The sequence below is a fragment of the Billgrantia desiderata genome (genome assembly GCF_900108215.1).
GTDB classification, from domain to species: Bacteria; Pseudomonadota; Gammaproteobacteria; order Pseudomonadales; family Halomonadaceae; genus Halomonas; species Halomonas desiderata.
In genome coordinates this window covers 22,092-46,526 of record NZ_FNVC01000029.1, presented here as the reverse complement: position 1 = coordinate 46,526, position 24,435 = coordinate 22,092, and the positions used below count along the sequence as shown (strand labels likewise).

The 24,435-nt window shown below is 66.4% G+C and carries 19 protein-coding genes; 11 read left to right on the top strand and 8 right to left on the bottom strand.

Going from position 1 to position 24,435, the window contains the following annotated elements; genetic code table 11:
- Nucleotides 1-4 precede the first annotated feature (4 nt).
- The 6 genes from C4S71_RS19780 (at nucleotide 5) to C4S71_RS19755 (ending at nucleotide 7,331) form a co-directional block, all read left to right on the top strand.
- Nucleotides 5-955: an ABC transporter substrate-binding protein gene (locus C4S71_RS19780; RefSeq protein ID WP_103970294.1), complete on the top strand. Its 951-nt coding sequence runs from the start codon at nucleotides 5-7 to the stop codon at nucleotides 953-955.
- Nucleotides 956-1,018: 63 nt separating this feature from the next.
- Nucleotides 1,019-2,074 carry a sugar phosphate isomerase/epimerase family protein gene (locus C4S71_RS19775; RefSeq protein ID WP_103970293.1) on the top strand — a complete coding sequence of 352 codons (1,056 nt, stop codon included), beginning with the start codon at nucleotides 1,019-1,021 and terminating at the stop codon, nucleotides 2,072-2,074.
- Between the two features lie 12 nt (nucleotides 2,075-2,086).
- Nucleotides 2,087-3,250 carry a Gfo/Idh/MocA family protein gene (locus C4S71_RS19770; protein WP_103970292.1) on the top strand — a complete coding sequence of 388 codons (1,164 nt, stop codon included), beginning with the start codon at nucleotides 2,087-2,089 and terminating at the stop codon, nucleotides 3,248-3,250.
- A 99-nt stretch (nucleotides 3,251-3,349) separates the two neighbouring features.
- Nucleotides 3,350-5,149 carry an IlvD/Edd family dehydratase gene (locus C4S71_RS19765; RefSeq protein ID WP_200825333.1) on the top strand — a complete coding sequence of 600 codons (1,800 nt, stop codon included), beginning with the start codon at nucleotides 3,350-3,352 and terminating at the stop codon, nucleotides 5,147-5,149.
- A 36-nt stretch (nucleotides 5,150-5,185) separates the two neighbouring features.
- Nucleotides 5,186-6,073, top strand: a complete 888-nt coding sequence (locus C4S71_RS19760) for an SMP-30/gluconolactonase/LRE family protein (protein WP_103970290.1) — start codon at nucleotides 5,186-5,188, stop codon at nucleotides 6,071-6,073.
- 139 nt (nucleotides 6,074-6,212) lie between these two features.
- Nucleotides 6,213-7,331, top strand: a complete 1,119-nt coding sequence (locus tag C4S71_RS19755) for an alkene reductase (RefSeq protein WP_103970289.1) — start codon at nucleotides 6,213-6,215, stop codon at nucleotides 7,329-7,331.
- Between the two features lie 24 nt (nucleotides 7,332-7,355).
- Here C4S71_RS19755 and argE read toward each other — a convergent pair whose 3' ends face one another.
- A complete protein-coding gene (argE, locus tag C4S71_RS19750) occupies nucleotides 7,356-8,507 on the bottom strand; it encodes an acetylornithine deacetylase (protein ID WP_103970288.1) in 1,152 nt (383 codons plus the stop codon).
- Nucleotides 8,508-8,742: 235 nt separating this feature from the next.
- On the opposite strand from argE, the gene katG reads away from it, so the two are divergent.
- The gene (katG, locus tag C4S71_RS19745) at nucleotides 8,743-10,968 is read left to right on the top strand and encodes a catalase/peroxidase HPI (protein WP_103970287.1); all 2,226 of its coding nucleotides are present in this window, start codon (nucleotides 8,743-8,745) and stop codon (nucleotides 10,966-10,968) included.
- A 127-nt stretch (nucleotides 10,969-11,095) separates the two neighbouring features.
- The gene (locus C4S71_RS19740; protein WP_103970286.1) at nucleotides 11,096-13,600 is read left to right on the top strand and encodes an EAL domain-containing protein; all 2,505 of its coding nucleotides are present in this window, start codon (nucleotides 11,096-11,098) and stop codon (nucleotides 13,598-13,600) included.
- 91 nt (nucleotides 13,601-13,691) lie between these two features.
- On the opposite strand, the gene C4S71_RS19735 is transcribed toward C4S71_RS19740, so the two are convergent.
- The 4 genes from C4S71_RS19735 to C4S71_RS19720 form a co-directional block, all read right to left on the bottom strand.
- A complete protein-coding gene (locus C4S71_RS19735; protein WP_160113416.1) occupies nucleotides 13,692-14,570 on the bottom strand; it encodes an alpha/beta fold hydrolase in 879 nt (292 codons plus the stop codon).
- A gap of 98 nt (nucleotides 14,571-14,668) precedes the next feature.
- Complete coding sequence (locus C4S71_RS19730) at nucleotides 14,669-15,037, bottom strand: YciI family protein (RefSeq protein WP_103970284.1); 369 nt, start codon at nucleotides 15,035-15,037, stop codon at nucleotides 14,669-14,671.
- An 80-nt stretch (nucleotides 15,038-15,117) separates the two neighbouring features.
- Complete coding sequence (locus C4S71_RS19725; RefSeq protein ID WP_103970283.1) at nucleotides 15,118-18,414, bottom strand: AAA family ATPase; 3,297 nt, start codon at nucleotides 18,412-18,414, stop codon at nucleotides 15,118-15,120.
- The gene (locus C4S71_RS19720; RefSeq protein WP_103970282.1) at nucleotides 18,411-19,733 is read right to left on the bottom strand and encodes an exonuclease SbcCD subunit D; all 1,323 of its coding nucleotides are present in this window, start codon (nucleotides 19,731-19,733) and stop codon (nucleotides 18,411-18,413) included. Before C4S71_RS19720 ends, C4S71_RS19725 begins: the two co-directional genes overlap by 4 nt.
- Before the next feature lie 132 nt (nucleotides 19,734-19,865).
- On the opposite strand from C4S71_RS19720, the gene nfi reads away from it, so the two are divergent.
- A complete protein-coding gene (gene nfi / locus C4S71_RS19715; protein ID WP_103970281.1) occupies nucleotides 19,866-20,561 on the top strand; it encodes a deoxyribonuclease V in 696 nt (231 codons plus the stop codon).
- Nucleotides 20,562-20,622: 61 nt separating this feature from the next.
- Nucleotides 20,623-21,189 (top strand): DUF1415 domain-containing protein, encoded by a 567-nt coding sequence (locus C4S71_RS19710; protein WP_103970280.1) that lies wholly within the window; start codon nucleotides 20,623-20,625, stop codon nucleotides 21,187-21,189.
- On the opposite strand, the gene C4S71_RS19705 is transcribed toward C4S71_RS19710, so the two are convergent.
- The gene (locus C4S71_RS19705; protein WP_103970279.1) at nucleotides 21,186-22,076 is read right to left on the bottom strand and encodes an aldo/keto reductase; all 891 of its coding nucleotides are present in this window, start codon (nucleotides 22,074-22,076) and stop codon (nucleotides 21,186-21,188) included. The two genes, C4S71_RS19710 and C4S71_RS19705, sit on opposite strands and share 4 nt — an antisense overlap.
- Nucleotides 22,077-22,233: 157 nt before the next feature.
- On the opposite strand from C4S71_RS19705, the gene C4S71_RS19700 reads away from it, so the two are divergent.
- Entirely contained in the window at nucleotides 22,234-22,665 is a 432-nt protein-coding gene (locus C4S71_RS19700) for an OsmC family protein (RefSeq protein WP_035591632.1), read from the top strand.
- A 50-nt stretch (nucleotides 22,666-22,715) separates the two neighbouring features.
- Here the strand turns inward: C4S71_RS19700 and C4S71_RS19695 are convergent, their stop codons facing one another.
- Nucleotides 22,716-23,387, bottom strand: a complete 672-nt coding sequence (locus tag C4S71_RS19695; RefSeq protein ID WP_103970278.1) for a gamma-glutamyl-gamma-aminobutyrate hydrolase family protein — start codon at nucleotides 23,385-23,387, stop codon at nucleotides 22,716-22,718.
- The gene (locus tag C4S71_RS19690) at nucleotides 23,384-24,403 is read right to left on the bottom strand and encodes an amidoligase family protein (RefSeq protein WP_103970277.1); all 1,020 of its coding nucleotides are present in this window, start codon (nucleotides 24,401-24,403) and stop codon (nucleotides 23,384-23,386) included. Before C4S71_RS19690 ends, C4S71_RS19695 begins: the two co-directional genes overlap by 4 nt.
- Nucleotides 24,404-24,435 lie beyond the last annotated feature (32 nt).

Here is a 24,435-nt window from a genome sequence, read left to right as displayed (position 1 = left end):
CAGCATGCCAACCAAGAGGACCCTAGCAGCCTTCGCTGCCGCTGCAGCGTTGGGACTGCCCACTTTCGCCGCCGCTCAGGAGTATACGATCGGCGTCTCCATTCCTGCCGCCACCCATGGCTGGACCGGCGGGGTCAACTTCCATGCTCAGCAGGCGAAAGAGCGCCTCGAGTCGCTCTATCCCGAGATTTCCATCACCATCACCACGGCGAGCGATCCGGGTGGCCAGGCCAACGATCTCGAGGATCTGGTCTCACAGCGCAACATCGATGCGCTGGTGGTGCTGCCCTTCGAATCGGGCCCGCTGACCGACCCGGTGCGGCGGGTCAAGGATGCCGGCGTGTTCGTTACCGTGGTCGACCGCGGCCTCGAGCAGGAGGGTATCGAGGATCTCTACGTCGCCGGTAACAACCACGAGCTGGGACGTGTCTCCGGTGAGTACATTCGTGAGCAACTCGACGGCCAGGGCGACATCGTGGTGCTGCGCGGGATCCCCACGGTGATCGACGACGAGCGCGTGCAGGGCTTCCAGGAGGCCATCGAGGGCTCCGAGATCAACATCCTCGACATGCAGCACGCCAACTGGAACCGTGACGACGGCTTCGAAGTGATGCAGGATTTCCTGGCGCGTTTCGATCGCATCGATGCGGTGTGGGCCCAGGACGACGATATTGCCATCGGGGTGATCGAAGCGGTACGTCAGGCCGGGCGCGAAGACGAACTCTTCATCGTCGGCGGTGCCGGCATGAAGGACATCATCAGGCGAGTCATGGAAGGCGATCGGCTCGTGCCGGTCGACGTGCTCTATCCGCCGGCGATGATCGCCACCGCCATGGACCTGACGGTGCAGCATTTCGTCTCCAATGGTCCGGTGGTCGGTCAGTACATTCTCGGCTCCCCGCTGATCACTCAGGAGAATGCCGAGCAATACTACTTCCCCGATTCACCGTTCTGATCGATCCGAGCGGGCGCTCGGCGCCCGCTCGGTTCACCTGTCGATCATCATCGGAGAGCCATCATGAACACAATCAAAGGACCGGCGATCTTCCTTGCTCAGTTCGCCGGAGACGACGCACCCTTCAATAGCCTGGACAGCATCGCCGCCTGGGCGGCGAACCTGGGCTACAAGGGAGTTCAGCTTCCCAGCTGGGATGCGCGTCTGATCGATCTGAAACGTGCCGCCGAGAGCCAGACCTACTGCGACGAGATCAAGGGCACCCTGGCCGAGCACGGTTTGGCACTGACCGAACTCTCCACCCACCTGCAGGGCCAACTGGTTGCCGTACATCCGGCCTATGACGAGATGTTCGACGGTTTTGCCGCGCCTGAAGTGAGGGGCAATCCACGGGCGCGCCAGGCCTGGGCGGTGGAGCAGCTGCATTTTGCCGCACGTGCTTCACGCAACCTGGGGCTGACCGATCACGGCACCTTTTCCGGCGCCCTGGCCTGGCCCTATGTCTACCCGTGGCCACAGCGTCCGGCTGGCCTGATCGATACCGCCTTCGACGAGCTGGCCAGGCGTTGGCGGCCCATTCTCGATGCATTCGACGAAGTCGGGGTCAATCTCTGTTACGAGATCCACCCCGGTGAGGATCTGCATGACGGCATCACCTTCGAGATGTTCCTGGAGCGGGTTGGCCATCATCCGCGCTGTCATATTCTCTATGATCCCAGCCACTTCGTTCTGCAGCAGCTAGACTACCGCGGGTTCCTGGACGTCTACCGCGAGCACATCCAGATGTTCCATGTGAAAGACGCCGAATTCATCCCCAGCCCGAGACAGGGCGTCTACTCCGGCTACCAGAGCTGGGTCGAGCGCGCCGGCCGTTTTCGCTCGCTGGGCGATGGCCAGGTGGACTTCAAGCACATCTTCTCGTGGATGGCGGCCAACGACTATCACGGCTGGGCGGTGCTCGAGTGGGAGTGCTGCCTCAAGCATCCCGAAGCTGGCGCGCGGGAGGGCGCGGCCTTCATTCGCGACCATATCATCGAAGTCACCGAACGGGCCTTCGACGACTTCGCCGATGGCGGTGCCGACGAGGCGGCCAACCGTCGCCTGCTGGGCCTCGACTGAGGGAAATAAGACATGAGCCAATATCACGACACACCACGCCGGCTGCGTCTGGGCATGGTCGGCGGTGGCCAGGGCGCTTTCATCGGCGGGGTACACCGTATTGCCGCCAGGCTCGACGACCACTATGAGCTGGTTGCCGGCGCTTTCGCCTCCGACCCCGGGCGCAGCCGCGCAGCCGCCGCCGAGCTGCATGTGGCCGAAGAGCGTGCCTATCCCGACTACCGCACCATGGCCGAGGCCGAGCGTCGGCGCGAGGACGGTATCGACGTGGTCGCCATCGTTACCCCCAACCACCTTCACTTCGACGTGGCGCGCACCTTTCTCGAGGCCGGTATCCATGTGATCTGCGACAAGCCGATGACCACCAACCTGGAGGATGCCCAGGCGCTGGCCGCTCTGGTCGAGCGTAGCGGGCTGTTTTTCGGCTTGACCCACAACTACTCCGGCTACCCATTGGTGCGTCAGGCCCGCGACATGGTCGCCGCCGGTGAGCTGGGTGAACTCAGGGTGGTGCAGGTCGAATACCCCCAGGATTGGCTCTCCACCCGCCTGGAGGAGAGCGGCGTGAAGCAGGCCGAGTGGCGCACGGACCCTCAGCGCAGCGGACCTGCCGGCTGTCTGGGCGACATCGGCACCCATGCCTATCACCTGGCACGCTTCGTCACCGGGCTCGAGCTGGAGTCGCTGGCGGCGGATCTGCACACTTTCGTCGAGGGTCGTGCCCTCGACGACAACGTGCACATGATGCTGCGCTTCAAGGGCGGTGCGCGGGGCATGCTGTGGTCGAGCCAGGTATCGCCGGGCAACGAGAACGGCCTGCGGCTGCGGGTGTACGGTAGTCGTGGCGGCCTCGAGTGGAGTCAGGAGGAGCCCAATCGGTTGCTGCATTCGCCGCTGGGCGAGCCGTCACGCATCCTGACGCGCAACGGACCAGGTCTGGGGGAAGCGGCCTTGACCGCGGCGCGCATACCGCCGGGGCATCCGGAGGGGTATCTCGAGGCCTTCGCCCAGCTGTATGGTGATTTTGCCGAGCAGATCCGGGCTCGCCAGGCCGGCCGTTCGGCAGACGCCTTGGCCCTGGGCACGCCGGGGGTGGGCGATGGTGTCGATGGCTTGCAGTTCATTACCCGGGCGCTGGAATCTTCGCAGTCGGGCGGTGCCTGGGTGACTTTCTGAACAATTGGTGATGAGCATGTGGTGCGTGGGGATCCCGTAAGGTTTCCATGGCTGGCTCGGACGCGGAAACTATAGGTGAATATGACTCAGGGGAAGACCATGACCCAACGCAAGATCACGCCCGACCAGTTGCGCTCGCGCTGGTGGTTCGACAACCCCGAATCGCCGGGTACCACGGCGCTGTGCATCGAGCGCTACATGAACTACGGCATCACCCTGGAGGAGCTCGCCGGCGGCAAGCCGATCATCGGCATCTGCCAGTCGGGCTCCGACCTGACGCCGTGCAACCGCCATCACATCGAGCTGGTCAAGCGGGTCAAGGAGGGCATTCGTGCCGCCGGTGGGGTGCCGTTCGAGTTCCCGCTGCACCCGATCCACGAGAACGCGCGGCGGCCCACTGCCGCGCTCGACCGCAACCTGGCCTACCTGGGCCTGGTCGAGGTGCTGCACGGCTATCCGCTCGACGGGGTGGTGCTCACCACCGGCTGCGACAAGACCACCCCGGCGAGCCTGATGGCCGCCGCCACGGTCAACATTCCCGCCATCGTCCTTTCCGGCGGGCCGATGCTCAACGGCTGGCGCGGGCCGGACCGGGTCGGCTCCGGTACCATCATCTGGGAGCTGCGCAAGCGGCTCGCGGCCGGCGACATCGACTATGCCGAGTTCCTCGCCCGAGCCACCGACTCGGCGCCCTCGGTGGGGCACTGCAACACCATGGGCACCGCCTCGACCATGAACTCCATGGCCGAGGCGCTGGGCATGAGCCTGCCCGGTTCGGCGATGATCCCCGCGCCCTACAAGGAGCGCGCCATGGTGGCCTACGACACCGGTGCGCGCATCGTCGACATGGTGTGGGCCGACCTGCGACCCAGCGACATTCTCACCCGCCAGGCGTTCGAGAACGCCATCGTGGTGTGCTCGGCGCTGGGGGGCTCATCCAACGCACCGATCCACATCAACGCCATTGCCCGCCACTCGGGCATCGAGCTGACCAACGACGACTGGCAGACGCTGGGCCATGCCATCCCGCTGCTGGCCAACGTGATGCCCGCCGGGGCCTATCTCTCCGAGGAGTTCCATCGCGCCGGCGGCGTGCCGGCGGTGGTCAACGAGCTGCTCGGCGCCGGCAAGCTCCACGGCGACGTACTCACCGTCAACGGCCGCACGCTGGCCGACAACGTGGCGGGCTGCGAGACTCGCGATCCCGAGGTGATCCGCCGCTACGACAACCCGCTGGTCGAGCAGGCCGGGTTCCTCAATCTCAAGGGCAACCTGTTCGACTCGGCGCTGATGAAGACCAGCGTGATCTCCGCCGACTTTCGCGCGCGCTTCCTCTCCAACCCCGACGACCCCAACGCCTTCGAGGGCAAGGTGGTGGTGTTCGACGGTTCGGAGGACTACCACGCGCGCATCGACGACCCGGCCCTCGACATCGACGAGCACACCATCCTGGTGATGCGCGGCGCGGGTCCGGTGGGCCATCCCGGCGGCGCCGAGGTGGTCAACATGCAGCCCCCCGAGGCGCTGATCAAGCGCGGCATCGAATCGCTGCCGTGCCTGGGCGACGGTCGCCAGTCGGGCACCTCCGGCTCGCCCTCGATCCTGAATGCCGCGCCCGAGGCGGCCACCGGCGGCGGCCTGGCGCTGCTCGAGGACGGCGACCGCCTGCGCGTCGACCTCAATCGCGGCGAAGTGCGCCTGCTGGTCGAGGACGCCGAGATAGAGGCGCGCCGCGAGCGACTGGCGCAGCAGGGCGGTTACCGCTATCCAGGCCACCAGACACCGTGGCAGGAGATCCAGCGCACCTTGGTGGAACCGCTCGACCGCGGCATGACGCTGGCGGGGGCCACCAAGTACCGCGACGTGGCACGCCAGAGCCCACCGCGGGACAACCATTGAGGCAAAGGGAATTCACAGAGCGAACGGAGACGAGCGATGCAGGACGGTGTGATCGAAGTGGCGGTGAAGCTCGACATGAGCCTGGGCGAGAGCCCGGTGTGGTCGGTTGAGCGCCAGACGCTGTATTGGGCCGATATCAACAACGGCCATCTCTACACCTGGCGGCCGCAGGAGGGTGGGGCGCCGACACGCATCGAGCTGGGCGAGAAGGTGGGCTGCGTGGCGCTCGACGAGGCGGGCCTGGTGGCCGCTGCGGCCTCGGGCATCCTGCGCCTGCCGTCGGGCGGCGAACCCGAACGGCTGGCCGACAATCCGGAGTGGAGGCCGGCGGGGCAGGGCAACCGCTTCAATGACGGTCGCTGCGACGCCGCCGGGCGCCTGTGGGTGGGCACCATCGACGCCGACGAATCGAGCCCCAGCGCGGCGCTCTACTGTCTCGACAGGGGTGAGCTGACGCCGCGGCTGACGGGTCTCGGTATCTCCAACGGCCTGGCCTTCAGCCCCGATCGGCGCTGGCTCTACCATACCGACTCGCTGAGCCGACGCATCCTGCGCTACCCCTTCGACCTCGACAGCGGCACCCTGGGCGAGGGCGAGACCTGGGTCGACCTGGAAAGGCTGGGCCTGCCCGGCGTGCCCGACGGCGCAGCGGTGGACAGCGAGGGCTGCTACTGGAGCGCGCTCTACGACGGCGGTCGCATCGTGCGTTTTTCGCCCGAGGGCGAGCTGGTGGCGGAGCACCCGGTGCCGTGCCCGCACCCGACCATGGTGGCCTTCGGCGGGGCCGATCTGCGCACGCTCTACATCACCACCGCGACCCAGCACCTCGACGCCGAGGGCAAGGCGCGCTGGCCGCAGGCCGGCAGCCTGCTGCAGATGAGAACCGGCGTGGCGGGGCTCGCCGAGCCCGGCTTCAAGGGGTAGCTCCTCACCGGCAGCAATAACTTCGCGTGCGAGATGGTCGACGCTTTGTTGCAATTTGTGTCAGCGGGGTTGGAGAATTTCATTAGCGTCCTCATAAAGACAGGGAAGGTCAATTTCGTTCGCCAAAGGAGTCGGCAAGATGTCGCAAACCACCCTATTCACCCCGCTGCAGCTGGGCGGCTTGAGCCTGCCCAACCGCGTGATCATGGCCCCGCTGACCCGCTCGCGCACCCCGGACAGCGTGCCGGGCAAGTTGCAGCAGATCTACTACGGCCAGCGTGCGGGTTCGGGGCTGATCATCAGCGAGGCCACCAATATCTCGCCCACCGCTCGCGGTTACGTCTACACGCCGGGCATCTGGACCGACGAGCAGGAAGCCGGTTGGAAAGGTGTGGTCGAGGCCGTGCATGCAAAGGGCGGACGCATGGCGCTGCAGCTGTGGCATGTGGGGCGTGTGTCCCACGAGATGGTGCAGCCGGACGGCCAGCCGCCCGTGGCGCCCAGCGCCCTAAAGGGAGAAGGCGCCGAGTGCTTCGTCGAGTTCGAGGACGGCAGTGCGGGGCCGCACCCCACCAGCACGCCGCGGGCGCTGGAGACCGACGAGATCCCCGGCATCGTCGAGGACTACCGCCAGGCCGCCGTGCGTGCCAAGCGCGCCGGGTTCGACATGGTCGAAGTGCACGCTGCCAACGCCTACCTGCTCAACCAGTTCCTGGCGACCGGTACCAATCGGCGTACCGATCAGTACGGTGGTTCCCTTGAGAATCGCGCGCGTTTCCCGCTGGAGGTGATCGATGCGGTTGCCGAAGTGTTCGGCCCTGCACGCGTCGGCGTTCGCCTGACTCCGTTCATCGAGCTGTTCGGCCTTACCGACGATGAGCCCGAGGAGATGGCCTACTACCTGGCCGACCAGTTCTCCAAGCGTGGTCTGGCCTACATCCACCTCAACGAGCCCAACTGGGCCGGTGGGAACATCACCTTCCCCGAGGGCTTCCGTCAGGGGATGCGTCAGCGCTTCCGCGGGGGCTTGATCTACTGTGGCAACTACGATGGCGAGCGAGCACGCCGGCGCCTGGAAGACGGTACTGCCGATGCCGTGGCCTTCGGCCGTTCCTTCCTCGCCAACCCCGACCTGCCCGAGCGGCTGCGTGTCGGTGCCAAGCTCAATGAGCCCGATTCGAGTACCTTCTACGGCGGTGCCGAAAAAGGCTACACCGACTATCCCTTCCTGAATAACGGCCACGACCGCCTGGGCTAGCCAGCGCGGGCGGCGGCTCCGACGCTACTGACCGAGCCGCCGCCCCAGTGCCTGCATGAAGCGGGTGCCCGCCGCGAGCTGCTCGATCTCGATGTACTCGTCGGGCTGGTGGGCCTGGCGGATGCTGCCGGGGCCGCAGATCACGGTGGGCAGCCCCACGCGCTGGAACTGCCCGGCCTCGGTGGCGTAGGCCACCGCGCCGCTGGGCTGCTCGCCGAGCAGCTCGCGGCACAGGTCGAGCACTTGGGCATTGTTGTCGTCGGCCAGCGCCGGCACCGTGAGGTTGAGTGCCTCGGTGACGATGCTCGTCTCGGGGGCGCGGCGCTGCATCTCGGCCTCGAGCTCGGCGGCGTAGGCGTTCACCCGCTCGAACAGTTCCTCGAAGCGGTCGCTGGGCAGATGGCGAATCTCCCACTCGAAGGTGCACTCCCGCGCCATGATGTTGATCGCGGTGCCACCGGCGATCTTGCCCACGTGCAGACTGGAGTGGGCGACGTTGAAGGCCCCGTCGACGCGTCCCTCGGCGCGCAGCTCGCTCATCACGTCCTCGATTCTGGTCACCAGCCGTGCGGCCACGTGGATTGCCGACACGCCCTGGTCGATCTGGCTGGAGTGCGAGGCGCGGCCGGTCACGGTGGTGCGCAGGTTGGTAGCGCCCTTGTGGGCCACCACCGGCTGCATCAGGGTCGGCTCGCCGACGATCACCGCCGCGGGGCGGGGGTGGTCGGCCATCAGCCGCTCGATCATGCGTGGCGCACCGATGCAGCCGACCTCCTCGTCGTAGGAGAGCGCCAGGTAGATCGGCTTGTCCAGGCCGCGCTTCAGCCACTCGGGCAGTTCGGCCAGGGCGCAGGCGATGAAGCCCTTCATGTCGCAGGTGCCGCGTCCATAGAGCTTGCCGTCGCCCTTGTCGACCAGGGCGAACGGGTCGGTGGACCAGGGTTGGCCGTCGACCGGCACCACGTCGGTGTGCCCCGAGAGCACCACGCCGCCCACCACCGCCGGGCCGATGCGCGCCAGCAGGTTGGCCTTCTTGCCGTCGTCGCTTTCCACCCGCCAATGCTCGACCCCGTGCTCGTCGAGGTAGCCCTCGACGAAGGCGATCAGTTCGAGGTTGGAATCGCGGGAAACGGTGGCAAAGCCTACCAGGCGTTCGAGCATCTCGGCGGCAGTCATGATTCTCTCCTTCGGGGCATTGCCTGAAGCCTAACACGCCTGCACCCATCGCAGCGGGTGGTCGTCCCAGGATTGGTATGGCGAAAGCCTGACTCAATCGAGTTTGGCGATGTTATTGAAATTTGCTATTGATGCGGTGTGGAAAATCAAGTCTCTCTCTTTCGATTGTGCTGATATACCTATTCTCACCATACAGCCACATTGCACGACAACGCGGCAACAAAGGGAGAGCGTCATGGACCAGAAAATCGACAGCAGCGCAGGCAAGTGTCCCGTCATGCACGGGGCGCGCACCAAGAAGGGCGATACCGGCAATTCCAACCAGGACTGGTGGCCCAATCAGCTCAATCTGAACATCCTTCACCAGCATGCGCCGAAGTCCAACCCGTTGGGTGAGGCGTTCGACTACGCCGACGCGTTCAAGTCTCTCGACCTTCCCGCCGTCAAGCAGGACCTCGAAGCGCTGATGACCGACTCCCAGGAGTGGTGGCCGGCGGACTACGGCCACTATGGCCCGCTGTTCATCCGCATGGCCTGGCACAGCGCCGGCAGCTACCGGGTGGGCGACGGTCGCGGCGGCGCCGGTACCGGCACCCAGCGCTTCGCACCGCTCAACAGCTGGCCCGACAACGGTAACCTGGACAAGGCGCGGCGTTTGCTGTGGCCGATCAAGCGCAAGTACGGCAACAAGCTCTCCTGGGCCGACCTGTACATCCTGGCGGGCAATGTCGCCCTGGAATCCATGGGCTTCAAGACCTTCGGCTTCGCTGGCGGGCGTGAGGACGTCTACCAGCCGGAAGAGGACATCTACTGGGGCGCCGAGGACGAGTGGCTGGCCGACAGCGGCCATGCCAAGAGCCGCTATTCCGGTGAACGCGAGCTGGAGAACCCGCTGGCCGCGGTGCAGATGGGCCTCATCTACGTCAACCCGGAAGGCCCGGATGGCAACCCCGATCCGCTGGCCTCGGCCAGGGACATTCGCGAAACCTTCGCCCGCATGGCAATGAACGACTACGAGACGGTGGCCCTGACCGCCGGCGGCCACACCTTCGGCAAGGCCCACGGCGCCGGCGATCCGGTCAACGTGGGCCCTGAGCCGGAGGCTGCACCCATGGAGGAGATGGGCTTCGGCTGGAAGAGCCGCTACAAGAGCGGCCAGGGCCGCGACACCATCACCAGCGGCCTGGAAGGCGCCTGGACGCCGACACCGACGAAGTGGGACATGAGCTACTTCGACGTGCTGTTCGGCTACGAGTGGGAGCTGACCACCAGCCCGGCCGGCGCCAAGCAGTGGGTGCCGAAGGGGCTTGCCGACAAGGACCATGCGCCGGATGCCGAAGATGCCTCGAAGCGTGTGGGCATCATGATGTCCACCGCCGACATGGCCATGCGCGAAGACCCGGAATACCGCAGGATTTCCGAGCACTTCCACAACAATCCGGACGAGTTCGCCGACGCCTTCGCCCGTGCCTGGTTCAAGCTGACCCACCGCGACATGGGCCCGAAGGCACGCTACCTCGGCCCGGAAGTGCCGGCCGAAGAGCTGATCTGGCAGGATCCGGTGCCCGCCGTGGACCATGAGTTGATCGATGCCCAGGACATCGCCAGCCTCAAGCGCAAGATCCTCGCTTCGGGTCTGAGCGTTGCCGAGCTGGTCTACACCGCCTGGTCGTCGGCTTCCACCTACCGCGGCTCCGACATGCGCGGCGGGGCCAACGGGGCGCGCATTCGCCTGGCGCCGCAGAAGGAGTGGGAGGCCAACCAGCCCGAGCAACTGGCCAAGGTGCTGAAGACCCTGGAGAGCATCCAGAGCGACTTCAATGCCACCCAGGCCGGCGGCAAGCGAGTATCGCTGGCCGACCTGATCGTGCTGGGCGGTGCCGCTGCCATTGAGCAGGCGGCCAGGGACGCCGGTCACGCCGTCGAGGTGCCGTTCTCGCCGGGCCGCACCGACGCCAGCGCCGAGCAGACCGACGTCGAGTCGTTCGAGTGGCTGCGCCCCGAGGCCGACGGCTTCCGCAACTACCGCCGCGCTCGCTTCACCGTCTCCGACGAGGAGATGCTGATCGACAAGGCCCAGCTGCTGGGCCTGAGCGCGCCGGAGATGACCGTGCTGGTGGGCGGCCTGCGGGTGCTCGAGGCCAACTACGGCAACTCGCGCCACGGCGTGTTCACCGACCGCCCCGGGACGTTGACCAACGACTTCTTCGTCAACCTGGTCGACATGGGCACGCAGTGGCAGCCGGCCTCGGTGGATGCCGACGTGTTCGAGGGCCGCGACCGCAAGAGCGGTGAAGTGAAGTGGACTGCTACCCGCGTCGACCTGGTGTTCGGCTCCAACTCGCAGCTGCGTGCCATCGCCGAGGTCTATGCCCAGGACGATGCCAAGGAGAAGTTCGTCGAGGACTTCGTCGCCGCCTGGAACAAGGTGATGAACGCGGATCGCTTCGACCTGGCGTGATCGGTTCAAGCGTAGTAAAAGGCGCCCCGACAGGGGGCGCCTTTTTTCGGCTGGTAGATAAACATTTTTTCAACGTGAATCGCTGAGTCGCCCTCAAGAAGAGAGCCGCGGTGTCGAAGTAGAGTTCATGACCATACTGACCAATCTTATTCTCGACCCGCGCACCCTGGACGCCGTGCAGGGGGAGCACCAGCTCCCGCTGGTGTTGGTGTCCTTGGCAATCGCGCTGGCAGCCTCCTATGCCGGCCTGGATCTCATCAAGCTGGTCAGCAAGGCCAGGCACGCCGGGTGGCGCAGGCTTTGGCTTGTCGCTGGGGCCGGCATCATGGGGCTGGGTGTGTGGAGCATGCATTTTACCGGCATGCATGCCTATCGGCTTGCCTTCCCCGTGCAGCATGACCCGATCCTCACGCTCTTATCCATCGTGCCCGCCGTGGCGGGGAGCCTGGTGGCCATCTTGCTACTGTCGCGTGAGGCCTCAACTCACCGAGAGCTGATGCTGGCCGGCACCAGCCTGGGGCTGGGGATCGGCATGATGCACTATATGGGCATGACCGCCATGCGAATGCCGGCGGTGCTCTACCATGATCTGAAACTCTTTCTGTTCTCCCTGTTCGTCGCTGTCGGCCTCGGCATCCTGAGTGCCTATGCGTATCGCCTCTGCCGTCAGGAGTGGGGCTTGCGGCGGGCCAAGACCTGCGCCTTCATCAGCGCCTTGTTCGTCTCACTGGCCATCTGCAGCATGCACTACGTGGCCATGCGCGCTGCCTGGTTCGTTCCTCATCCAGGTGCGGCTTTGCCACTGCCAACAGCGGAATCGCACTGGCTCATTTATCTCATTGGGGGCTGTGTCGTTCTGGTTGCCTTGCTCACCGTGGTGGCAGCGCAGGCACAGCGGCGGCTTCATGTCAGCGAGCAGCACGAGCACATGACACGACGACGGCTCGTCGAGGTCCTGTCCGCACTTCACGACGGCGTTGCGCTACTGGACGATCAGGCGCGCATTCGGCTCAGCAACGCCGCTCTCGAGAAAATGCTTGGCTGGGACATGGCACGGGCTATGGATCAGTCGGCGTGGAAGCTCGTCTTTGCCGCCAACAGCGAGGTATTCAAGGAAACGCTGCTCAGGGAGCTCTCGGAGAAAGGGGAGTGGAGTGGCATGATCGAAGCCCTGCACAGCAATGGAAGGCGCTTCCCAGCCTGGCTCAGCGTCAGCAGGGTGATCTATGCCGATAGCAACGAGCGGGATTATGTTGCGTTGATCTCCGATCGCTCCGCTGAACAGGCGGCTCAACAACGAATACGGTACCTGGCCTATCACGACACCCTGACCGAGTTACCCAATCGGCGTGCTCTGCAGGAGCGGTTGAATGGGTGTGAACGTCATCCGGGTAGCGAAACGGCCTTGTCGCTGCTGGTGCTGTTCGACATCGACCGTTTCAAGATCCTCAACGACAGCTTGGGTCAGGACATCGGCGATGAGCTGCTGCGTCAGTTGGCGACACGTCTGCGCCAATGGGCTAATGACGATCTTCATGTGGCACGCCTGGACGGCAACGAGTTCGCTCTTTTGGCGCGCTTGAGCGCCACCCATCGGTCTGCTGCCGGGCGTGAAGCGCGAGGGCTTACCGAGCGTGTGCTGGCGTCGCTTAGCGCCGACTATCTGTTGCACGGCCATACCTACCCCTGCCGATTCAGTGTCGGCATGCTGGTGTTCAATCCTCACGGTGACACGACACCGGCGCAGCTGTTCAAGCGTGCCGGCCTGGCGCTGCTCGAGGCCAAGCGGCAGCGCGATGCAGTTCCTCAGCTGTTTCGCCCGGAACTGGAGCAGGAGCGGGAGGCGAGGTTGACGCTGGAGCGTGAGCTGCGACATGCCATCGACAACGGTGAGTTGCGGTTGCATCTCCAGCCCCAGGTCGATGCCGACCGTCATGTGATCGGCGCAGAAGCGTTGGTGCGCTGGCCGCATCCTGCCCGGGGCTTCGTCTCGCCAGGGGAGTTCATCACGGTGGCGGAAGAGAGCGGGCTGATTCTGCCGCTGGGAAGTTGGGTGCTGCAGGAGGGCTGCCGCCTGCTGGGGGAGTGGCGGCACCATTCCGAATTCAGCGCTCTCAAGCTCTCCCTGAACGTCAGCGTTCGCCAGTTCCAGCAACCTGACTTCGTCGATCAGGTGCTCACGGAAATCTATCGTCACTCGGTGGCACCGGGCAGCCTGACCCTCGAGCTCACCGAGTCGCTGTTGCTCAAGGATCCGGAAGGCACCATCGAGAAGATGCTGCTGCTGCGACGCATCGGTGTCAGCTTCGCCTTGGACGACTTCGGCACCGGCTACTCTTCCATGGTCTATCTCAAGGCGCTGCCCCTGGATACCTTGAAGATCGACATTGCCTTCGTTCGAGATCTCAGTCAGGACACCCAGTCGACACCCATTGCCGCCGCCATTGTGGCCTTGGCTCAGAGTCTCGAGCTAGGCGTCATCGCCGAGGGGGTCGAAACGGAGACACAGCGCGCCGTGCTCGCCGGGTTGGGTTGCCACCTGTATCAAGGGTATCTGTTTGGCCGGCCGGTACCCGTCGAAGAGTTTCAGCCCACCCTGCGTGCCCAGGGAGAAGCGCCACCGGTCGCGTAGCAAGGGTGGGGCAATGCCACTCTGCCAACCGGCCAGTTCAGGCCTTGTGCGCGACAGGGCTCATGGCGCCGGGTATCAACTACCCCGGCTGTCATGGCGGCGTGCCGATTACCCGGTCCAGCTCCCGGTTGAATGCCGCGGGCCGGGCCATGTGCAGGAAGTGGTCGGTGCCTTCCATGATTACGGCGTCGAATTCCGGCAGCAGTTGCCGGTTGGCCTCGACGTCGGTCGGCCACAGGTCGGCATTGATGGCGACTACCGGTACCGTCAGCTCCTCGAAGTGCTGCGCCGCTTCCCCATCGATGTGGCGTGCTCCCATGTCCTCGAAGGCGCTGAGGGCGACGTCTGGCACAGCGGCCGTCATGTCCCGTATGACCCAGTCGCGCAGGGCGGCATCGGTCTCCTCGATGAACATCGTGGCCACGAAATGGCGCGCGGCGTCGGTAAAGTCTTCCTGCATTGGCGCCAGCATCTGCTCGAGATCGGACTGGCTCATTTGCGGTGCGACATGGTGAAAGGTGTCGACGCCCACGATCCCGATGACGCGTTCCGGCACCAGACGTGCCGCTTCCACGGCGACCGGTCCGCCCATGGAGTGGCCGATGAGGAGGGCCTGTTCCACATCCAGGTCCTCCAGCACCGCTTTGACGTCCTCGCCGAAGGCCGGCATGGTGAAGTCTTCACGCTCCAGGCCGGAATGGCCGTGACCGGCGAGATCGAGCGTCACCACACGATGTTGCTGCGAGAAGTACGGCACCTGTCCGCGCCAGTAGCGCCCGTCGCCACTCCAGCCGTGGATGAACACCAGCGTCGGTGCGCCGCTGCCCTGCACCTCGTAGGCAATCGGCACGCCGTCTGCCGACGCGGTCATCCGCGGCCAGTTCACCTCGTCTGCCAGCGCCTGACCCGCCATCGCCCACAGCAGTGTCAGGCCCAGGTAGCGCATGCCGTGCAATGCCAACTCCTTCATGCTGCCTCCCTCAATCTCTCCATGACTCATGCAGCATAGCCGAGCCAGGCCGTCTATCGTTGCCTCTTCGAGCGGCTAGGCACTCACCGACCTCCCGCTCAATAGCGGCTTTCGGGTCTCAATTCCTCCTCGACGGGCCTCACCTCGATGGTGCCAAGTCGCGCTGACGGCCAGCCGGCAGCAATCTCCAGGGCTTCCTCTTCTGACGCGACCTCGATCAGGAAGAAACCGCCTAACTGCTCCTTGGTCTCGGCAAAGGGGCCATCGGTCATGATGAGTTCGTCATGACGAATTCTCAGAGTGCGAGCCTTGGTGGCGCTCTGCAAGGCGTTGGTCAGGACCAGTTTGTCCCGTTTCTGCAGGTCGTCCACATAGTCCAGGGTTTCCTGTAGTAGCTCATGCCACTGGGCTTCCGTCATTTCGCTGAATATCCGCTCTTCCTCATAGGCGAGACAGAGGTACTTCATGGGAGACCTCACGTTTGGCGTGCTGACCCGTAGAAGATGGCGCACGGGATGAGCCGGCGCAATGGAAGGACGAAGAGACCTCAAAGGCTGACCAACCTAGCCCGGCTGGTGCCATTGCCCAGCGGTTCGACCTGGATCTGTACCGGGATTCTTTCGTGCATTTCCTGCACGTGGGAGATCACCCCGACGCGGCGGCCGAGGGCCTGCAGGCCGTCGAGCGCTTCCATGGCCAGCGCCAGCGACTGCGGGTCGAGGCTGCCGAAGCCCTCGTCGATGAACAGCGACTCGATGACGAGCTCGCCGGAGGCCATGGAGGCGAGCCCCAGGGCCAGGGCCAGCGAGACGAGGAAGGTCTCGCCGCCGGAGAGCGAATGCACCGAGCGGCGCTCGTCGCCCATGTCGTGGTCCACCACCAGCAGGCCCAGCTCGCTGCCGCCGCGGGCCAGCCGATAGCGGCGGCTGAGGTTGGCCAGGTGGGCGTTGGCGTGCTCCAGCAGCTGCTCCAGGTTGTAGGCCTGGGCGATGCGGCGAAACGCCTTTCCGTCGGCGGAGCCGATCAGTTCGTTGATGCGCCCCCAGCGCACCTGTTCGGCACGGGCGGCTTCCAGCTCGGCCTGGCCCTGCTGCTGGCGCAGGCGCCGGCGGTCGTCGTCGCGCAGGGCGTGAACGGCATCGTCGCGAACCTGCTGGGCTTCCGCCAGTTTGGGCTGTAGTGCCGCCTGCTGGGCATCCAGCGCCTCCCGGAGGCTGGCGATCCGGGCATCGACCGCTTCGCTCAGCAGTTCGGTCTCGCTGTCGGCCAGCACCCGCTCGCGACGGTGCTCGAGCAGGGCATGACGCCGCTCGGCGAGGCTGGCCTCGCTGCGCTGGCGTGCCTCGTCGGCATCGGCAAGCTCTCGTTCCTGGCGGGCGGCCTCTTCCTCAGGCTGTGCCAACAACCGCGCCAGGGTGGTGTCGTCCAACTGCGGATGGGCGTGGCGCCACTCGGCCAGTCGAGCTTTCAGCTCGACCTGCTCCTGACGCAGCCCTTCGATGCGCTCGGCTTCGTGAGCGGCCTGCTGGGTGAGCCGGGCCTGCTCGCGTTCGGCGCCGTGGCAGCGCTCGATGGCCTGGTCGCGCTCACGACGGGCGGCCTCCTGGCCGGCTTCCAGCCGTTGTTGCCAGGCGTCGGCCGAGCCGTGCTCGCCAAGCAGGGCCTGGAGCCGCTCGGCAAGTGACTGCCGCTCCTGGCGCAGAGGTGGCAGTTGGGCGTCGAGCTGGGTCTGGGTTTCCGCCAGCGAGGCGCGCCGGGCCTCATGCTGGGCGCGTTCGAGCTCGACCTGGCGCAGGGCCTCTTCCAGCGGGCTCAGCGCCGCCTCGGCGCGGGCCAGCTCCTGGAGCGTACGCTCGGCCCGTTCACGCTCGGCGGCGCTGTGCTGGCGCTGGTGAGCGAGCCAGGCTTCACGCTCCACAGGCGCAATGTCGGCCAGTTCCGTGTGCAGGGGATGGCCGCTCAGGGCGTGCCGGGCCTGAGCCAGTCTCTCCTCGGCCTGCTGCAGCTCCTGCCGTCCGCGTGTGATCGACGCCAGCGCGGCGCGGTACTCGCCCTCGAGTTCGCTGCGTGTCAGCTGGGCCTGCTCGAAGGTCTGTCTGGCCTCGGCCAGCTGTGCCTCTTCCTGCTCCTGTTGGGCGGCCAGTTGGGCTGCCTCCGGGGTGGCCGGCGGTCGGTGACGGAAGGGGTGGTCGTGGCCGCCGCAAACCGGGCAGGGCTCGCCTTCCCGCAGCGTGTCGCGCAGCCGTGCCACGCTCTCGCTGCGGGCGGCACGGCTGCGCTCGATGAAATCGCGCAGGGTGGCGTAGCGCTGTTCGCTGCTGTCGAGCCGCTCACGGGCAGTCTTGCCCTGAACGGTCAGTTCGGCCTGTCGCTTCTCATCCCCGGCCAGGCGTTCGCTCAGCTGACGCTGGGCCAGTTCGGTGTGCAGAAGCTCCTGCCAGCGGCTGGCCAGTTCCTCCAGCGCCAGGCCGCGGCGGGCGGCACGGTCATGGGTCTGCTGCGCCGCCTGGCGGGCGGCATCGAGTCGTTCGTGACTGCCCATCAGCTGGCGCAGGGTGGCCTGCCACTCGTCGCGCCGGCGTTGCAGCTCGCGCAGCCTGGTCGCGGTGGCCTGGTGCTGCTGGTCCAGTGCCTCTGCCTGCTGGCGGCAGTCGTGATGGCGGGATTCGAGTTCGGCCAGCTGACGCTCCAGGCTGGCCAGCGCCTGGGCGTGCTCGCGCGCCTCGCGCAGGCTCTGTTCGGCCTGCTGGCGGGCCTGGCTGGCGGATTCCAATTGACGGGCGGCCTGATCCCGGGCCTGCTCGGCCTGGGTTTGCAGGACGCGGGCCTGCTCGAGGGCCTCTTGGGTCCGGCGATGTGCCTGCTCCAGCGCGGCGACTTCGCCCGGCAGCGCGGCCTGGCGCAGCAGGTGGTGGCGCTGGGGCGCAAGCAGGCGGCGACAGTCGCGGTCGGCCCGGGCAGCGGCCAGCGCCTGCCAGCGATCCTCGGCATCGCGCTGCTGGTGAATCCCTTCGGCGTAGGCCTGGCGCAGCCGTTCGTCGGCGCTATGCCACTGGCGCTGGGCATCGAGCTCCCTGGCCTGCTGCTGCAGGCCGGTCAGGGCCTGCTCGGCGCTCTCGGCCTGGCGTTCCAGCGCGCTGCGGGCCTCGGGCTCGGCGGGCAGGTCGTCGGCGAGCTTCGTCTGCAGGGCGTCGACGTGCCGCTTCGCCGTGATGGCCCGCCGGTAGGCGGCTTCGGAGATGCGCGAATACTCGGCGGTGCCGGTGAGCCGTTCCAGCAGGTCGCTGCGCTCGTTGTCGTCGGCCTTGAGGAAGGCGGCGAATTCGCTCTGGGCCAGCAGCACGGCGCGGGTGAACTGATCGAAGGTCAGTCCCAGGCGCTCCGGCAACAGCTCGGCGAACTCGCGCTTCTGGGCGGTGAGCAGGCGTTCGTCGTCGAGATCGGTGAGCGATTGTTCGACCGCCTGCAGGCGCCCGCTGGCCTTCTCGCGGGCGCGGCGCACGGCCCAGCGGGCGCGGTAACGACGCCCGTCGCGACCGAGAAAGTCGACTTCGGCGTAGCCGCCGGCGGTGCCACGGCGCAGCAGGGTGCGCGGGTCGGCGGTGCTCACCGTCTCGCCTTCCACGTCGGGCAGCGGCGCGTTCTGGCTGGGCGCATGGCGCAGCCGCGGCGTGCTGCCGTAGAGTGCCAGACACAGGGCGTCGAGCAGGGTGCTCTTGCCGGCGCCGGTGGGGCCGGTGATGGCGAACAGGCCGGCATCGCTGAGCGGAGGAGCCGTGAAATCGAGCTCCAGCGGGCCGGGCAGGGAGGCGAGGTTGGCCAGGCGCAGGGCGAGTATCTTCATGGGCGACGCTCCCCGGTGCGCGGCTCGGTGGGGCTATCGAGCACGTCCTGCAGCAGCTGGTCGAAGTCGGCCAGTACGTCGTCGCCGGGGGGCTCTCCCCACTGCTTTTCCCAGGTGCGCTGAAACAGCTTTCTCGGCCCCAGCTGCTGCAGATCGATTCGCTCCGGCCTGCCATCGGCAGCCTGCTGGGGCAGACGCCGCTCCAGGCGCAGCAGGCGCACGGCCTTGCCTTCGAGGGCCGTTTCCACCCGGGCGCGCAGGTCGGGTACGGGGGCGGTGAGGGTGACGCGCACTTCCAGCCAGGGCCATTGTTCCCGTGGCACGGCTGGGTCGTGGGGCAGCCCCTCGAGCTCCGCCAGCACCGCGTCGAGTTCGCCGGGGCCGACACGCTGCATGGCCAGGGGGCGTGGCACGGGGATCGCTTCCGTGGTGGCCAGGGTTTCACCTTCCAGCACCGCTTCCACCACCTGATGCGGGTAATTCACCTCGCTGAAGTCCAGCGGCAGCGGGCTGCCGCTGTAGCGGATGCGTGCCTCGCCTACCTGCTGGGCGCGGTGCAGATGGCCCAGTGCCACGTAGGCGATGTCGGCGGGAAAGAGCCCGGCGGAGATCGACTCCTCGCCGCCGATCACGATGGGCCGCTCGCTGGCCTCGGAAACGGCGGCGCCGTGCAGGTGGGCGTGGCTCATGGCCACCAGCGCCTGGCCGGGCTGACGTCGCCGGCGGGCGGCGTCGATCAGCTGCTCGTGAACGCGGGAGATGCCGGTCACATAGTCGTTGCGCGCGCTGTCGTTGCGAGCGCTGTCTTTGCCCGGTGTGCCGTGCTCCGTCTGGCCTGCATCGTCGTCGCGGGCCAGGCCGCGGCCGGTGACCTCGGCGGGGCGCAGAAAGGGCAGCGCCAGGCACCAGGCGCGGGTCTCGCCGCTGGTGTCGGTGAGCGGCAGCAGCAGGCGCTCGGCGTCGAGGCTGCCGTCGTCGAGCCAGCTCACCCGGCCCAGGGCGTAGGTGCGCAGGCGGCGCATCAGCGGCGCCGGCAGCTCGATGCGATTGCCGCTGTCGTGGTTGCCGGCGATCAACACGATGTCGAGTGCCGGCAGGCGCTCGTGGGCACTGACGATGAAGTCGTAGAGCAGCGCCTGGGCGGCAAGCGAGGGATTGACCACGTCGAAGACGTCGCCGGCGACGAGCAGGGCGTCGGCCTCGCGTTCGACGAGGGTGTCGAGCAGCCAGTCGAGAAAGAGACGGTGTTCGGCGTGGCGCTCCTGGCCGTGAAAGGTCTGGCCCAGATGCCAGTCGGCGGTGTGGATCAGCTTGAGCACGGTATCCCTCGTCGTCGGTTCTGCGCCGATGATACACGAACGTACCCCGCCCTCGTCGTTGCCGACCGACCTTGGGAAGTGCACCCTGACCGCCTACACTGCGGACCAGCTTACGCTGTGAGGAAGGCAAGGATGACGCCACTGCATGAATGGACCCCCACGCCGGAGAAGGCCATCGCGCTGCAGCGCGAGCTGGCGCCACGCATCGAGCGCGAGGACCGCCTGGCACCGGTGCGTCATATCGCCGGGGTCGACATCGGCTTCGAGCAGAACGGCGAGATCACCCGGGCGGCGGTGGTGGTGCTGGCCTGGCCCGGCGACCCCATGGTCGGCTTCGAGGTGGTGGAGCAGGTGGTGCATCGCGAGCCGACCCGCATGCCCTACATTCCGGGGCTGCTCTCCTTTCGCGAGATTCCCGCGGCGCTGGCGGCCTTCGACAGGCTCGCCACACGGCCCGAGCTGGTGATGGTGGACGGCCAGGGCATCGCCCATCCGCGTCGTCTCGGCGTGGCCTCGCACCTGGGGCTGTGGCTCGACCTGCCGACCATCGGCGTGGCCAAGTCGCGGCTGTGCGGGGTGCACGACGAAGTGCCCACGGGGCGCGGTGAGTGGACGCCGCTGCGCCATCGCGGCGAGACGATCGGTGCGGTGCTGCGCACCCGGGTAGGCGTCAAGCCGGTGTTCGTCTCGCTGGGGCATCGCATCAGCCTGGCGACGTCGCTCGACTGGGTGGTGCAGTGCCTGGGCCGCACCAAGCTGCCGGAGCCCACGCGGTTGGCCGATAGGCTCGCTTCGCGGCGCGGACCCATGCCGCAACCGGGGGATTGAGCCCCCCTGCGCGCAGGCTCGGGTATACTGCCAGGCCATTTTTTTGCCGACGAGGCCCATCATGCCCGAAACCCTGACCCCCGCCTGCGCTGCCACTCGTGACTGGGTCGAGGGCTTCGTCGTGGCCCACAATGTCTGCCCCTTCGCCCGCCGCGAGCTGGTGGGGGAGACCATCCGCTTCGTCGAGGTGGCGGCCAGCGAATGGGAGCCTGCCCTTGAGGCGCTCATCGAAGAGTGCCGTCGGCTCGACGCTACACCGGCCATCGAGACCACCCTGCTGGTGCTGCGCCCGGGGCTCGAGGACTTCGACGACTATCTCGACTTCCTCGCCGTGGCCGAGGCGCTGCTGGTCGAGCAGGGCTACGAGGGGACCTACCAGCTGGCCAGCTTCCATCCCGACTACTGCTTCGACGGCGCCGAACAGGACGACCCGGCCAACTTCACCAACCGTTCACCCTGGCCCATGCTGCACCTGCTGCGCGAGGCGGGGCTCGAACATGCCCTGGCCCACTATCCGGACCCCGAGGCGATTCCCGAGCGCAACATCGAACGCATGGGCCAGCTCGGCAGCGAACGCCTGAGCGCCGAGTTGGCGGCGCTGCGTGGTCAGGTCCCCGACCGAGACTAGACGATGTCGAGCGGCACCTTGCGCCCAGGTGCCGGAAACGCTGCGTCGAGCCGCGCGAGGGCCTCGTCGCTGAGCTCGACCTCGAGGGCGGCGGCGTTCTCTGCGACGTGCTGCGGCTGCACCGCCTTGGGGATGGCGATGACGTCGCGCCGGCCGTTCAGCGGTCGAATGGCCCAGGCCAGCAGCAGCTGGGCGGGGGTGATGCCGAGCCCGTCGGCCACCTCGCGTACCGCGCTGTGCTCGAACAGGTCACGGCGCAGCTGGCCGGCCTGGGCCAGCGGGCAGTAGGCCATCAGCGGCATGCCGAGGCGCTGCATCCGCGGGCGCAGTGCATGTTCGATGCCGCGCGACCCCAGATGATAGAGCACCTGGTTCACCGCACACTCACGGCCACCGGGCAGTGCCACCAGCGATTCGAGCTCCTCCACGTCGAAGTTGGAGACACCGAAGCGACGGATCTTGCCCTGCTCACGCAGGCGCTCGAAGGCTTCCAGCGTCTCTTCCAGCGGGATGCTGCCAGGCCAGTGGAGCAGGTAGAGATCGAGATGATCGGTGCCCAGGCGCCTCAGGCTGCGCTCGCAGGCGTCAATGGCGCTGTCGCGTCCGGCGTTCCAGGGGTAGACCTTGGAGACCAGGAAGGCCTGGTCGCGACGGCCGGCCAAGGCTTCGCCGACCACCTCCTCGGCGCCGCCGTCGGCGTACATCTCGGCGGTGTCGATCAGCGTCAGCCCCAGTTCCAGGCCCTGCTGCAGGGCGCGCACCTCGTCGCTTCGCGGTGCCAGGCCCTCGCCCATGTACCAGGTCCCCTGGCCGATGGCGGGCAGCTCGAGAGCGGGGGCATGAGCGGTGGCGGTTAGGGTCACGTGCGGGGTAGGGTGGTCGGTCATGGTGGACTCGTAAGTATATTTTGGAAAATATTTTCAAAATTATTCGCCAAAGAGATGGCGAAGACAAGTCGATGCGCTATGGTGAGGAAGTGGCAGCGTCCCCTGGCGCTGCCGTCGAAGGTATTGCCAGTTCTCCCATCGCAAGGAGTCGACCGACATGAGCATCAAGAAAACCGGTAGCGCTGTGTGGCAGGGTAGCCTGAAAGAGGGCAAGGGTCAGGTCTCCACCGAGAGCGGTGTGCTGAATGACGTGCCCTACAGTTTCGCCAAGCGCTTCGAAGGTGAAGCCGGCTCCAACCCAGAGGAGCTGATCGGTGCGGCACATGCCAGCTGTTATTCCATGGCGCTCTCCATGATCATGGGTGAAGCGGGGCTGACACCCGAGCGCATTGCCACCGAGGCTGCCGTCACCCTCGAGCAGGACGCCGGCGGCTTCAGCATCAGCAAGATCCACCTCACCACCCGGGTACGCAGCCCGGGCGCCGACGAGCAGGCCTTTCAGGACGCGGCCAACAAGGCCAAGGAGGGGTGCCCCGTGTCCAAACTGTTCAAGGCCGAGATCACGCTGGACGCCTCATTGGAAAGTTGAGTCGTGCTTCGTGCTGCCTGCGGCCACCCTGAGGGTGGCCGCTGTCGTGTTCAGGGCATGGTGCGCCGTGCGGCATCGACCAGGGCGCGAATCAGCCGCTGCTGGGGGCGATTGAAGATCAGCCACTCCGGATGCCACTGCACGCCGATCAGGAATTCGTGGTCGCGGGATTCGATGCCCTGCACCAGTCCGTCACGGTCGCGGGCCACGATCTCGATGCCGCGCCCTGCTTCCTGCACGGCCTGGTGATGCAGGCTGTTGATGCGGCACCAGCTCACCTTGAGGATACGACGCAGCTGCGTGTCGGCCACGATGTCCACGGTCTTGCGCGGCAGCACGGTGCGGCGGCGCTTGAGCCCCTCATGGGTGGTGTAGATGTCGGGGTCCAGGGTGCCGCCCAGGTGGACGTTGAGCATCTGGGCGCCACGACAGATGCCCAGCACCGGTTTGCCCAGCGGGATGAAGCGCTCCATCAGTTCCAGCTCCAGCTCGTCGCGCTGCGGGTCGAGGCGCACGTCGAGCTGCACCTCGCCGCCGTAGAGATGAGCCTGGATGTCGTCGCCGCCGCCGATGATCAGCCCATCCAGGGCCTGTGGCAGCGGCCGTGAGGGAGAGAGGCGCAGTGGCCTTCCGCCGTGTCGCCACACGGCGAACCAATCGAACCACCAGGCGATACGGCTCTTGTAGTCCGACGTGGTGATGCCGATGAGAGGGCGTGTCATGAGGGGGAGCGGACCTCCTTGATCCAGCTGCGCAGCTTGCCTGCCATGCGCGTCATCAATGATTGCGTGTTGAGGCTGACGAAACGACCGGCGCGTTCGCGCAGTTCCTTGCTGTCGGCAGCGAGCCGTTCGACGGCGACCCAGCGGTTCCATTCCATCACGGCTCCCCAGCCGCGCTGCGAGAGCTGAGCGTTGGGCAAACGATAGTGAAAGGTCGGCCTGGGCTTGATCAGGCTGGTGTGAATCAGCGGGTCGGGGTAATCGGGACGCAGGAAGGCGAACAGCGGGTAGAGGTCGAGCTCGCGGTTGCGCGTCGGGTTGAAGCTGATGTAGTCCGCGATCAGCGTATCCAGGTCGGGCGCGTAGTCCGGTGACAGCACCTGGATGGCATAGTGCTTGGGAAAGGGGTTGGCATGCGGCAGCACCTCGCGGGTGATGTCGATGTCGATCTCCTTGCGCAGCCAGGCGGCCATCAGCAGATAGGCCTGCAGCTGGCGCAGCAGGTAGTTGGTCTCCAGGCTTGCCACCTCGGGGTTGAGGTGCAGGCCGAAACCGTACAGCAGGCTGGCATCGGTGCCCTTGGCGCCATGGGCATGCAGCGCCGCGAACAGGTTGTCGAGCTTGTCCAGCTCGTTCCACGGTACCGGCGGACAGACGATCTCGGTTGGCACCAGCCCCATCACCACGTCGCCGATCAGCTCGCGAGTCTTGTGATGAAATTCCATGCGCATCTGATGCCGCTGTCGCTCCCACTCGGTATCGCTGTGTGGCGTCTGCTTCAGCATCCGGTTATCGGGGTGGGCATACTGGGTATCGAGCTCGATGATGAACTCGCCCCAATGGGTATTCACGACCTTGAGACGATGAGGGCTGACCTGCTGTAGCTCGCCACCGAACAGGTCTCGCACCAGTTCGCCTGTCTGCTGAGGGGGGAGCCCGGCAAACTCGATTTCGACACCGATCCGGCGGGGTTTGCCCTGAACGTTCAGCGGCTCGGGTGGTGATTGCGGCAGCATGAAGGCATCCTGTGCGACTCGAGAGTCTGAAC